Origin of the sequence: Streptomyces sp. NPDC088254 (genome assembly GCF_044740925.1) — a bacterium.
Lineage (GTDB): Bacteria > Actinomycetota > Actinomycetes > Streptomycetales > Streptomycetaceae > Streptomyces.
Genome location: NZ_JBIURQ010000008.1, coordinates 386011 through 398073, shown reverse-complemented (window position 1 = coordinate 398073; position 12063 = coordinate 386011). Strand labels below are relative to the sequence as shown.

At 72.7% G+C, this 12063-nt stretch carries 11 protein-coding genes; 6 read left to right on the top strand and 5 right to left on the bottom strand.

What is annotated here, in order from left to right:
* Nucleotides 1–96 precede the first annotated feature (96 nt).
* Nucleotides 97–1617: a DUF4331 domain-containing protein gene (locus ACIOC0_RS24705; protein ID WP_402157583.1), complete on the bottom strand. Its 1521-nt coding sequence runs from the start codon at nt 1615–1617 to the stop codon at nt 97–99.
* A 205-nt stretch (nt 1618–1822) separates the two neighbouring features.
* On the opposite strand from ACIOC0_RS24705, the gene ACIOC0_RS24700 reads away from it, so the two are divergent.
* From ACIOC0_RS24700 to ACIOC0_RS24690, 3 genes are all read left to right on the top strand, one after another.
* Nucleotides 1823–2365 (top strand): sigma-70 family RNA polymerase sigma factor, encoded by a 543-nt coding sequence (locus tag ACIOC0_RS24700; RefSeq protein WP_130444077.1) that lies wholly within the window; start codon nt 1823–1825, stop codon nt 2363–2365.
* Nucleotides 2362–3186 carry an anti-sigma factor domain-containing protein gene (locus ACIOC0_RS24695; protein WP_402157581.1) on the top strand — a complete coding sequence of 275 codons (825 nt, stop codon included), beginning with the start codon at nt 2362–2364 and terminating at the stop codon, nt 3184–3186. The genes ACIOC0_RS24700 and ACIOC0_RS24695 overlap by 4 nt, the downstream gene beginning before the upstream one ends.
* Nucleotides 3187–3312: 126 nt before the next feature.
* The gene (locus ACIOC0_RS24690) at nt 3313–3585 is read left to right on the top strand and encodes a hypothetical protein (protein WP_402157579.1); all 273 of its coding nucleotides are present in this window, start codon (nt 3313–3315) and stop codon (nt 3583–3585) included.
* 9 nt (nt 3586–3594) lie between these two features.
* On the opposite strand, the gene ACIOC0_RS24685 is transcribed toward ACIOC0_RS24690, so the two are convergent.
* The 4 genes from ACIOC0_RS24685 to hmgA all read right to left on the bottom strand — a co-directional run bounded on the left by ACIOC0_RS24685 (nt 3595) and on the right by hmgA (nt 8157).
* Nucleotides 3595–4791 carry a CaiB/BaiF CoA transferase family protein gene (locus tag ACIOC0_RS24685; protein ID WP_402157578.1) on the bottom strand — a complete coding sequence of 399 codons (1197 nt, stop codon included), beginning with the start codon at nt 4789–4791 and terminating at the stop codon, nt 3595–3597.
* A 70-nt stretch (nt 4792–4861) separates the two neighbouring features.
* Nucleotides 4862–6001: a type ISP restriction/modification enzyme gene (locus ACIOC0_RS24680; RefSeq protein WP_402157576.1), complete on the bottom strand. Its 1140-nt coding sequence runs from the start codon at nt 5999–6001 to the stop codon at nt 4862–4864.
* 25 nt (nt 6002–6026) lie between these two features.
* Nucleotides 6027–6776 carry a GntR family transcriptional regulator gene (locus ACIOC0_RS24675; RefSeq protein WP_402157574.1) on the bottom strand — a complete coding sequence of 250 codons (750 nt, stop codon included), beginning with the start codon at nt 6774–6776 and terminating at the stop codon, nt 6027–6029.
* A 28-nt stretch (nt 6777–6804) separates the two neighbouring features.
* Nucleotides 6805–8157 (bottom strand): homogentisate 1,2-dioxygenase, encoded by a 1353-nt coding sequence (gene hmgA, locus ACIOC0_RS24670; protein WP_402157573.1) that lies wholly within the window; start codon nt 8155–8157, stop codon nt 6805–6807.
* Nucleotides 8158–8323: 166 nt separating this feature from the next.
* On the opposite strand from hmgA, the gene ACIOC0_RS24665 reads away from it, so the two are divergent.
* The 3 genes from ACIOC0_RS24665 (at nt 8324) to ACIOC0_RS24655 (ending at nt 11988) form a co-directional block, all read left to right on the top strand.
* Entirely contained in the window at nt 8324–8893 is a 570-nt protein-coding gene (locus ACIOC0_RS24665; RefSeq protein ID WP_402157571.1) for a hypothetical protein, read from the top strand.
* Nucleotides 8894–8957: 64 nt separating this feature from the next.
* The gene (locus tag ACIOC0_RS24660) at nt 8958–9608 is read left to right on the top strand and encodes a TetR family transcriptional regulator (RefSeq protein WP_402157569.1); all 651 of its coding nucleotides are present in this window, start codon (nt 8958–8960) and stop codon (nt 9606–9608) included.
* Nucleotides 9609–9735: 127 nt separating this feature from the next.
* The gene (locus ACIOC0_RS24655; RefSeq protein ID WP_402157568.1) at nt 9736–11988 is read left to right on the top strand and encodes a molybdopterin oxidoreductase family protein; all 2253 of its coding nucleotides are present in this window, start codon (nt 9736–9738) and stop codon (nt 11986–11988) included.
* Nucleotides 11989–12063: the final 75 nt, after the last annotated feature.

Below are 12063 nucleotides of genomic sequence, written 5' to 3'. Positions count from 1 at the left end.
GGATGAGTACGCGGGCCGCGCCAGTCGGTGGGGGGTGGGGCCGGGGAGCGCAGGTTTCTCCCCGGCCCGGTCAGAAGGGACCTGGCCCGTCAGGGCTCAGTAGGCGCGACGGCCCCGCGGCCGGCGCCACCACATCAGGCCGCCGCCGATGAGCAGGACACCGATCGCACCGGCGCCCGCGGAGAGGGCGATCATGCCGGTGTCGCTGCCCGAGGTGCCCGTGAGGGCGTCGCCGAGCTGGTTGCGGACGTCGTTGCCGGTGCCCTTGGCGACCGCGCCGCGCGAACCCTCGGTCGGCAGCGCGACGTACGGGAAGGCCTTCTCGAACGACTTGTCGTTCTTGTCGACTGCGTCACCGAGGTCGTTCTTCGCGCCCAGCAGCTCGCCCTCGACGACCTGCAGCGCCGCGTCGATCACGTCGTCGGTGAGCCGGCGCCCGTTCGGGAAGCCCGCGTTGTCACCGTCGAGCACGCCCAGCCGCTTGGGGCTGGCGGTCGGCTTGATCGAGGTGTTGAGCCGCAGCTGCTCCGAAGGCGTCACGTACGGAGGCTGGTTGAGGCCCTTGACGCCCTTGAGGAACACGTCGACGAGGTCGTTGCGCGGCTCGGCCGGCGCCTTGATCTTGTAGATCGCCTCGATGAGCTTGGGCAGCTCGGGGTTGGTGACGTTCTTCAGGAACTGGCCGTCGTCCTTCGGCACGGACGCGTTGAACTTGTCCTTGTCCTTGATGGGGTTGACGACCTCGTTCACCAGCGGCATGCCCAGGCGCGACACCTGAGAGTAGTAGCCCTCGGCGTTCTCGCGCTGCGTGGTCGACCAGATGCCCACGATCGGCTGGTGCTTGGCCTCGGTGATCAGGTCGTTCGGGACCTGGAGGGCGATGGAGTTGACGTTGTAGCCCTTGAGCGTGTCGTTGCCGACCTCGGAGAGGTTCCCGCCGTACAGCAGGTCGAAGACGCGCAGGTCCAGGAAGAACGGGTCGTCGGCCTGGCCGGCGAACGTCTTCGCGCCGTTGTGGAGCTTGTACACCGCCTGCTCGCGCAGCTTGGCGTAGTTCGGCATCGACGCCTTGCCGACGTTCGACGGCGCGACCGGCACGTCGTCCGCGAGCTTCGTCTTGTGCTGGACCTTGCCCTTCTTGAGCTTGATCAGCTCAAGGTCGTACGACTGGGTGACGTTCAGGTCCGGGTCGTTGAGGCTCTCGACCGTGCCCGTGTTGTACAGGAACGTCTTCTTGTTCTTCACATGCGTCTTGAAGGTGTACCGGAACACCAGGTCCTCACGCGCATCGCCGTCGCTGTCGATGCGGAGGTCGTACTGGGCGTCCTCGGCGAACGGGAAGAAGTTCGGGCCGCCGGCGGGCTCCTCGAACGGGACCCAGTTCGCGACGATCGTCGTCGTGTCCGGGTGGTCCGGGCTGACGAACGCGTACACGTCGGTGTTGTCGTACTGCGGGGTGCTGGAGATGAGCGGCGCCTCCCGGTGGCTGGAGGCGGCGGCCTCCCCCGGCGCGAGCGCGGCCACGCCGGCGGCCGTGAGCCCCCCGGCGGCGAGAGCACCGCATATGAGGGTTGCGACGCCCCTGCGTCCGGAGCCGCTCCTGGAGATACCTGTCATGCCGTCCGTCCTCTGTCCCAACTTGCCTGACGGAGAGCTATACGGAGCGAAGGGCCCGATCGGATTGGTCGAAGCCAAAAAACTTTTTCTTTCCTGCTCACCCGCGTTTTCGGGCTCCGCGTACGTACCTCCTCCGGAGGTGTGTGCGTTGCGAATGCCTGGTATGACGGGACGGTCCGGCTGTGGCCGCGGGGAGGGGGACCGGATGGAGGCGGACGAGCTGCTGCTGCTCGTCGCGCGAGGCGACCAGAACGCATTCGAACAGCTCTACACACTGGTGTCCGGACCGGTGTTCGGTCTGGTGCGGCGAGTGGTGCGGGACCCCGCGCAGTCGGAGGAGGTGAGTCAGGAAGTGCTGCTGGAACTCTGGCGGTCCGCCGCGCGGTTCGATCCCGGGCGGGGCAGCGCCCTGTCGTGGATCCTCACCCTGGCCCACCGGCGCGCCGTCGACCGGGTGCGCAGCGCCCGCGCGGCCGGCGAACGCGAGCAGCGCGAGGCCCAGCGGGCCCACCATCCCGCCTTCGACCAGGTCACCGAGGAGGTGGAGGCGGGCCTGGAGCGCGAGTGGGTGCGCCGCTGCCTGAACCGGCTGACGGCCCTTCAGCGCCAGTCCGTCACCCTCGCCTACTACGACGGCTACACCTACCGCGAGGTCGCCGAACGACTCTCGCTGCCGCTCGGCACTGTCAAGACCCGTATGCGCGACGGACTCACGCGGCTGCGCGACTGCCTGGGAGGGGCCGCATGAGTTTCCTCGGACTCTTCCGCCGGAACGACCCGCACTCGCTGGCCGCCCCCTACGCCCTGGACGCGCTGGAACCCGACGAGCGCCGCCGGTTCGAGAAGCATCTCAAGAGCTGTGACCGCTGCACCGCCGAGGTGCGCGAACTGGCCGAGGACGCCGTACGGCTCGCCTGGTCGGCCGCCGCCCCGCCGCCGCTCGCGATGCGCGACCGGGTGCTGGCCGCCATACGGACCACCCCGCAGGATCCCGCGCCGGCCGCCGTGCGCGAGCAGCGCCTGCCCGGGCAGTTGCCGCCGCACGTCTGGGGCACGCAGCCGCTGCCCCCGCGCACCCGTGCGCCCCGCGCGCGCCGGCCGGTGTTCGCGCCGTTCGCCGCGGTGACCGCGGTCGCCGCCGTCGCGGCCGCCACGTTCTTCGCCTTCGAGGCGGACCGCGCCCAGGACCAGCTGACCGCCGAACGGACCCAGGCGCGTGACATCGCCCACGTTCTCGCAGCCCCGGACGCCCGGACGAACAGCGGCAAGGACTCCCGGGGCGGCACCATCGCGGTGGTCGCCTCCGCGTCGGCCGGCGAGGCGATCGTCACGCTGAGCGGATACGGAAGCCTTCCCACCGGACAGGTGCACCAGCTGTGGGTCATGCGCCCCCATACGCAACCGCGCTCCCTCGGCCTCTTCAAGGGTGACACGCCCCTCGTCGCCACCGGCCTCGACCCGTCCTCGGCGTCACTCGCTGTGACCGTCGAGCCGGACGGCGGATCGACTCAGCCCACCACTCAGCCGGTTGTCCAACTCACCCTGAAATCGGTCGGATTCGGAGAGTGACAAAAAAGGCATCGTCAACCCCCTTACGGGGAAGGTGAATCCTGGGACCGCGATACACGTGTGCCCCGCCGGGACGATAGGGTTACCCTGCCCGGGCCGGGTGGACTCGTACGGGTGGGGAGTGACATGGAACAGATAACGATGCGCAGCAGGGCGAGGGTCCCTGCCGTCACCTGCGGGAGCAGCGAGACCAGTTCGCGGCTCGACCGCCATCTCTCGGTGCTGGGAGGTCCCGCGATACCGCAGCGTGAGACGGTCGAGGCGACCTCGCTCATGCGCGAACTGACGGCCCGTGAGCCGGCCCGGCGCAGCCCCCGGGGCGCTCGGGTGAGCCGCGTCCTGCTCTTCGCGCCGCTGCGTCGCCTGCGCCGTTCGCTGTTCGGCGGCAACAAGCACTGAGGCCCGCGCTCAGGCGGCCACACCCTCCCGGCGCAACGCTGCGATCTCCTCGTCCGTCATCCCCACGGCACGCAGCACCGCCGAGGTGTGCTCCCCGAGCGCGGGCACGGCCCCCATCCGCGCCTCCGCCCCACCCGGCAGTGTGATCGGAGGAAGCAGCGCCCGCAGCGGTCCGGCCGGAGAGTCCACCTCCCGCCACCGCTCGCGGGCCGCCAGCTGCGGATGCTCCGCCAGTTCACGCACGTCCCGCAGGCGTGCACAGGCGATGCCCGCACTCTCCAGCCGGGCCAGCGCCTCGTCGGTGTCCAGCGCGCCCAGCGCCCCCGCCACCAGCGCGTCCGTGCGCTCCCGGCGGGCGACCCGCTCCGCGTTCGTGGCGTACCGCGGATCCGAACCCAACTCCGGTCGCCCGATGACCTGTTCGGCCAGCCGCCGCCACTCGCGGTCGTTCTGCACCGACAGCAGCACCCGGCCGCCGTCCGCCGTCGGATACGCGTCGTAGGGAGCGATCACGGCGTGCGCCAGACCCGTGCGTGCCGGGACGTCGCCGCCGTGCATCGAGTGATGCAGGGGATGGCCCATCCACTCCGCCAGCGCCTCCAGCATCGACACCTCCACCGGACCGCCCCGCCCGGTGACACCCCGCCGCACCAGCGCCGCCAGCACCCCCGAGAACGCGTACATGCCCGCGGCGATGTCGGCCGCCGGGATCCCCGCCTTCACCGGCCGCTCCGGCGTCCCCGTCACCGACACAAGCCCCCCCTCGCACTGCACGAGCATGTCGTAGGCCCGCTTGTCCGCGTACGGGCCGCTCGCCCCGTAACCGGAGATGTCCACGGCGACCAGCCGCGGATGCAGCGCGCACAGGGCGGCCGCGTCCAGGCCGAGCCGGGCCGCCGCTCCCTGCGCGAGGTTCTGCACGAACACGTCCGCGCCGGCCACCAGCCGCCGTACGACGTCCAGCCCACGTGGGTCCTTCAGGTCCAGCGCGACCGACTCCTTGCCCCGGTTGCACCACACGAAGTGCGAGGCGAGACCGCGGGCGGCGGTGTCGTAGCCCCGCGCGAAGTCACCGCCGTCGACCCGCTCCACCTTGATCACCCGGGCGCCGAGGTCGGCCAGCTGCCGGGTGGCGAACGGGGCCGCGACGGCCTGCTCGACGGCGACGACGGTGATGCCCTCTAGGGGCGCGGGGAGCTGGTCCATGGGGTGGATCATGACGGCAGCCCCGCGGTTTTGTCATGCGCGCTTGCCCATCAGACGCCGCCGGGTCGGCTCAGAGCAGCGCCAGCTGTCCTTCCGGGCCCTCTTCCCCGTGGCCCAGTACGGACGCCGGACGCCGGGCCCGCTCGGGGACCGGGAGGACGCCGGCCGCGCGCAGGTCCGCCGCCGTGACCGTCTCCGCCGGCGCCGGCTCCTCCCGCAACAGCGCGAGCTCCGCCAGCAGGGCCAGCACGGTGATCAGCTCCAGCAGCTCCGACGTCCACGTCTGCGGCCAGACGGCCGGGCGGATCGCGGCGAGTGTGCCCGGCTCGGACGGCTCCGTCCGCCGCGCGAACCACTGCTGAAGGACCCGGGTGTCGCCCGCCCCGAAGTCCCAAGCCTCCGGCGGCACCGGCGCGATCCGGCCCTCGTCCAGGTGGAGCGTCTCCTCCTCGCGGTCGTAGTGCAGGGTGAGCGGGAAGGCGGGCAGCGGCGCGCGGACGTAGGGGCGGCGCCCGCCCGGGAGTTTGGGGCGCTCGCCGTCGCGGCGCAGCAGCCACAGCATCCGGTGGCCCCGTTCGACGCCCCGCGACCACAGTTCGGGATCCCGGGGGAGCGGCACGGTGAGGTCGGCCCGCACGGCGGCCAGCGCCCAGGCCAGGAAGTCCAGCGGGCCGGCGCGGTGGCCGAGGTGTGCCAGCAGGCCCGGGGCCAGATTGGGCTCCCCGCCGCCCGGGCGGCGGTACAGGGGACGGACCCGGCCCGCGCGCAGCGCCGGGAACAGCGACGTCGCCAGCAGGAACGGGGGGCCGGGGGCCTCCACCACGAACACCTGGTGCTCGTCCGCCACCCGCCACAGTTCCGGGCGGGCCGCGTCGATCAGCCGGTGGTCCGGGATCAGCCACTGCTCGTCGAACGGGGCGGCGAGGACGCGCACCGGTTCCGGGCACGGGCCCGGGGCGTGGCACAGCCGGCCCGTGCCGCCGCCGTGCCCGGGCAGCTGCCCGACCGCCGTGCGCGGGGTGCGGGCGCGCGTCGGCTGGAACAGGGCCTCGCGGTCCGGGCCCTCGGCCTTCGTCAGCGTGTCCCAACGGGCCTTCAGGGACGCCGGGTCGGGCGCCGCCGGCCACGCCCGGCCGAGCCGCGGCGGTGCGACGGACCACGGCATGAGGTCCGCCAGTCGCGGAGCGTCGTCGTGCGTCACGCCGGGCATCGTACGACGGCCCGCCGGCGGCGGATCAGGTGGCGTCCAGGGTCACCGTGAAGGAGAAGCGGTCGCCGCGGTAGTGGATGACGGCCACGTCCAGGGGCCGGCCGTCGGGATCGCGGGTGACGCCCGTGTAGTGCAGGATCGGGCTCAGCAGCGGCACTTGGAGCAGCCGGGCCGTCTCCGGGTCGGCGAGCCGGGCCTGAACCGTGTCCGTGATGCTGCCGATGTCCGCTCCCACCACGTCCCGCAGCACCTTCGTCATCGGCCAGCGCACCAGGTCGGCCGGGTCGATCCGGGCGGCGAGCTCCGGACGGACGTAGTTGCGGGCGTGGTTGGTGGGCTCGCCCGTCTTCTCGTCGCTGCGCAGCCGGTGGTACGTCGCCACCTCAGGCAACTCCGTGAAGTGCTCGGCGAGTTCGGCCGGGGTCGGCGTCGTCCCGTGGTCCAGCAGCTGCGTCGTCATGCCGGACTGCTGGGCCACGATCGCGTCGACCGAGCCCAGCAGCCGCACCGGCGCGCCGCGTCGCACGCCGGGCTCGATGAAGGTGCCGCGCCGGCGGTGCCGGGTGATCAGCCCCTCGTCCTCCAGCTCCTTCAGCGCCTGCCGCATGGTCAGCACGCTCACCCCGTAGTGCCCCGCCAACTGTTCCTCCGTGGGCAGCCGCAGCGGCTCCCGGGGCGAGCGGCCCAGTATCGAGGCGCGCAGCGACTGCGACACCTGGTACCACAGCGGCAGTTTGCGGTTCAGGACGATCGAGTCCGGGGCGAAGGAGGTCACGGGGCTATCCGTACCGGTCGGGCGACGGTCAGTGCAACGGGCGGAAGTGCCGCTCGAGGCCCGACCACACGTCGTCGTAGCCCTGCTGGAGATGGTCCGCACCGGCCGCGCCCGGGGTGAGTGCGATGGGCCAGCGCGTCTCGAACATGAACGCCAGTCCGTCGTCCACCTTCTGCGGCCCCAGCTCGGCGGCGCTCGCCCGGTCGAACGTCTCCCGGTCCGGGCCGTGCGCCGACATCATGTTGTGCAGCGAGCCGCCGCCCGGCACGAAGCCCCCCTTCCCGGCGGTCTTCGCGTCGTAGGCGCCCTGGATCAGGCCCATGTACTCGCTCATCACGTTCCGGTGGAAGTACGGCGGCCGGAAGGTGTCCTCGCCCACCAGCCAGCGCGGCGCGAAGACCACGAAGTCCACGCCGGCCAGCCCCGGGGTGTCGGACGGCGACGTCAGCACCGTGAAGATCGACGGGTCCGGATGGTCGTAGGAGATCGTGCCGATGACGTTGAAGCGGCGCAGGTCGTAGACGTAGGGGACGTGGTTGCCGTGCCAGGCGACGACGTCGAGCGGGGAGTGGCCGTAGGTCGCGCTCCACAGGTGGCCGCAGTACTTGTTCACCACCTCCACCTCGCCCTCCACGTCCTCGTAGGCGGCGACCGGCGCGCGGAAGTCGCGGGGGTTGGCCAGGCCGTTGGCACCGATCGGGCCGAGGTCGGGGAGCCGGAAGGGCGCGCCGTAGTTCTCGCAGACGTAGCCCCGCGCGGTCGGCCTGCTGCCGTCGTCGACGGCGGTGTCCAGGAGTTCGACGCGGAAGCGCACGCCGCGCGGGATCAGCGCCACCTCGCCGGGCTCGGCGCTCAGCAGCCCGAACTCCGTGCGCAGCAGCAGCCCGCCCTGTTCGGGGACGATCAGGAACTCGCCGTCGGCGCTGCTGAAGACGCGGTCCATCGAGGTGTCGGCGTGGTACAGGTGCACGGCCATGCCGGTGCGCTGGGCGGCGTCGCCGTTGCCGCCGAGCGTCCACAGGCCGGCCAGGAAGTCGGTGCCCGGCGCGGGCTCCGGCAGCGGGTCCCAGCGCAGCCGGTTGGGGTCGGGGACGGTCTCGGTGAACGGGCCGGTGCGCAGGTCGCCGGCGTCCACGCGGGTGAACGCCGGGTGCGCGGCGGACGGGCGGATCCGGTACAGCCACGAGCGGCGGTTGTGGGCGCGGGGCTCGGTGAACGCCGTGCCGCTGAGCTGCTCCGCGTACAGGCCGAGCGGGGCGCGCTGCGGCGAGTTGCGGCCCTCGGGCAGGGCCCCCGGGACGGCCTCCGACGCGTGCTCGTTGCCGAAGCCCGAGAGGTACGTCAGCCTCTCGGCCGTCTTGCGTGCGTCCCCGCTGCTCATGCGTGTGCTCCCTCGCGCCGCCGAATCCTGTGCATCACCGTAGGATTGCGGTTTCCCGGGCGCAAGAGGCCGGCCCGGGTCGTCCCCCCTCAGGACGATCACGGGCCCGCGGAACCCGACTCCAGGGGGATCCACGCCCCCGCCCCCTTGTTCTACGCTCCCCGCCATGTCGTGGAAGCGCGCAACAACCGCCGTGCTCGCGGTCTGTGTCCTGCTGACCGGGGTCGCGGGCTGCGGCACCAGCGGTGCGGCGGAACAGGAGGCCGGGGGCGACCGCGAGGGCGCCTCGCCCGCGCCGTCGCCCGTCGGCGAGGTCCTGGGGGACACCGGCCCCGGTGGACGTCACTACCGCGAGGTGGACGAGGAGGCGGCGCCGGCGGTCCGGGTCGAGGTCGAGCCCGACGCCGACGGCAGCTGGGACGTCCGCCTGGAGGTGACCCGCTTCCGCTTCTCGCCCGCCGGGGCCGGGAGGCGGGCCGTGCCCGGCCGAGGCACCGCCCGCCTCCTCGTGGACGACCGCCCGGTCGCCGAGCTGCGCTCAGCCGGCCACCGCATCCCGGCCGGCCTGCTCCCGCACGGCACCCACCACGTCACCGCCCGCCTGTGCGCCGACGACGGCACGGTGTGGGCGGTCGACGGCGAACCGGTCGAGAGCACGGCGGACATCACCGCCTCGCAGTCACAGCCCGCCCCGCAGGTCCCCGCGGTCTCGCCCGCCACCGCGACGCCGCGTTGAGTGCATCAGGCACCTTTCTCCGTATCGGGGGGCGAGGTTCACCGTTCCGCGGCGGAAAGGCATCATGAAGCCCGTGCCCCATGCGACATCGCTACGCCGTGCGCCCGTGCAGCGGCGCAGTGCCGAACGCCTGACCAGGATCCTCGACGCCTGCGCCGACCTCCTCGACGAGGTCGGCTACGACGCCCTGAGCACCCGCGCCGTCGCCCAGCGCGCCGGTGTCCCCATCGGCTCCGTCTACCGCTTCTTCGGGAACAAGCGGCAGATGGCCGACGCCCTCGCCCTGCGCAACCTGGAGCGCTACGCCGAACGCGTCACCGAGCGCCTCAAGGACGCCCGGCGAAGCGGCGACCACCGCTCGGGCGAGGCCGGGAGCAAGGGGGACTGGCGGGCCGCCATGGACGCCGTGCTCGACGAGTACCTGGCCATGAAGCGCACCGCGCCCGGCTTCTCCCTCGTCGACTTCGGCAACCAGATTCCCGTCGGCTCCCGCGCCGAACCCAACCACCGCGTCGCCGACCGCCTCACCGACCTGCTCTCCGACTACCTCGGCCGTGAGCCCGACGACGATCTCCGGCGCATCTTCCTGATCGCCGTGGAGACCGCGGACACCCTCGTCCACCTGGCCTTCCGCATGGCGCCCGAAGGGGACGAGAAGATCATCGAGGAGGCCCGGGAGCTGCTGCGGGCCTATCTGGCGCGGGCGCTGGACTGACGGGCCGGCCCGCCCGCCGCGTGGACGCGACGCACGGCGGCGAACGAGGCGGCGTCAGGGCCTCGCCTCCGTCCATACCGGTCGGTATGCTCACGCGGAAACGGCACCGCTGCCCCCGGGAGGACCCGTGTCCCGCACCGCCCTGCGAATCTGCCCACTGTGCGAGGCCACCTGCGGGCTGACGCTCACCCTCGACGGACCCCGGGTCACCGGCGCCCGAGGGGACCGCGACGACGTGTTCAGCAAGGGATTCATCTGCCCGAAGGGCGCCGCCTTCGCGGCCGTCGACGGCGACCCCGACCGGCTGCGCACCCCGCTCGTCCGCCGCGACGGCGAACTGCGCGAGGCCACCTGGCAGGAGGCCTTCGACGCCGTCGCCGCCGGCATCCGCCCGGTCGTCGACGCCCACGGACCGAACGCCGTCGGCGTCGTCCTCGGCAACCCCAACGTGCACACGGTCGCCGGCGCGCTCTACCCGCCGGTCCTCCTCGCCGGGCTCGGCACCCGCAGCGTGTTCACCGCCTCCACGGTCGACCAGATGCCCAAGCACGTCTCCAGCGGGCTGCTCTTCGGCGACGCGAACGCCATCCCCGTGCCGGACCTCGACCACACCGACCACCTGCTGCTCATCGGCGCCAACCCCCTCGAATCCAACGGCAGTCTGTGCACCGCGCCCGACTTCCCCGGCAAACTCAAGGCCCTCAAGGCCCGCGGCGGCACCCTCACCGTGATCGACCCGCGTCGCACCCGCACCGCGCGCCTCGCCGACCGGCACATCGCCATCCGGCCGGGCACCGACGCCCTGCTGCTCGCCGCCATGGCCCACACCCTCTTCGCGGAAGACCTCACCCAACCCGGCGAGTTGACCCCGCACCTCCAGGGCCTCGACGAACTCCGAGACGCCCTGGCCGACTTCACCCCCGAAGCCGTCGCCGAGGCCTGCGACGTGGACGCCGGCGCCATCCGCGCCCTCGCCCGCGAACTCGCCGCCGCTCCCACCGCCGCCGTGTACGCCCGCATCGGCAGCTGCACCGTCCCCCACGGCACCCTCGCCAGCTGGCTCGTCGACGTCCTCAACATCCTCACCGGCAACCTCGACCGGCCCGGCGGCGCCCTCTTCCCGCAGGCCGCCACCGACAAGACCCCCCGACCCGCCGGACCCGGCCGCGGCTTCGCCCTCGGCCGCTGGCACTCCCGCGTCAGCCGGCACCCCGAGGCCAAGGGCGAACTGCCGCTCTCCGCACTCGCGGAGGAGATGGACACCGCCACCGAGGACGGCACCCCGATCCGGGCGCTGATCGCCGTGGCGGCCAACCCGGTGCTGTCCGCACCCGACGGCGACCGCCTCGACAAGGCGCTCGGCTCCCTCGACTTCATGGTCAGCGTCGACCCCTACCTCAACGAGACCTCGCGCCACGCCCACGTCGTCCTGCCGCCGCCCCCGCCCTCCCAGAGCCCGCACCACGACTTCGCCTTCAACACCCTCGCCGTCCGCAACCAGGTCCGCTACAGCCGCCCCGCCGTCCCGCTGGAGACCGGCCGCATGGCCGAGAGCGAGATCCTCGCCCGGCTCGTCCTCGCCGCGACCGGCATGCACGGCGCCGAGCCCTCCGCCGTCGACGACCTGGTCATCGGCGAGACCCTCGGCAAGGCGGTCACCGAAGCGCACTCACCCGTGTACGGCCGCGACCCGCTCGACCTCGCGGCACAGCTCACCGGCGAGAGCGGCCCCGAACGCCGACTCGACATGATGCTGCGCCTCGGCCCCTACGGCGACGGCTTCGGCGCCCGCCCCGACGGGCTGAGCCTGGCCAGGCTGTTGGAACACCCGCACGGCATCGACCTCGGACCGCTCCGGCCCCGCCTGCCCCAGCCGCTGAAGACCGCCAGCGGACGGATCGAACTGCTGCCCGCGCCCATCGCCGGCGACCTGCCCCGGCTGCGCGCCGCGGCGGCGGAGCGCCCCACCGGACTCCTTCTCGTCGGACGCCGCCACCTGCGGTCCAACAACAGCTGGATGCACAACGTCCCCGCCCTCACCGGCGGCACCAACCGCTGCACCCTGCACCTGCACCCCGAGGACGCCGAACGCCTGGGCGTCCGCGACGGCGACCCGGTGCGCGTCAAGGGCGCCGGGGGAGAGGTGACCGCCCCGGCCGAGGTCACCGACGCCGTGCGCACCGGCGTCGTCAGCCTCCCGCACGGCTGGGGGCACGACCGCCCCGGCACCCGGCTGAGCCATGCCTCCACCGACCCCGGCGTCAACGTCAACCAGCTCCTCGACGGCAGCCTCCTGGACCCCCTGTCGGGCAACGCGGTCCTCAACGGCGTCCCCGTCGAGGTCGCCCTGATGACCGAAAAGCTCATGCCGCTGACCTGAGCAAAGCTGTGACCAGGACTTCTGCGCTTATTGCTCGCACATCAACGTCTTGTTAACACCGGTTGAACGGTCCTA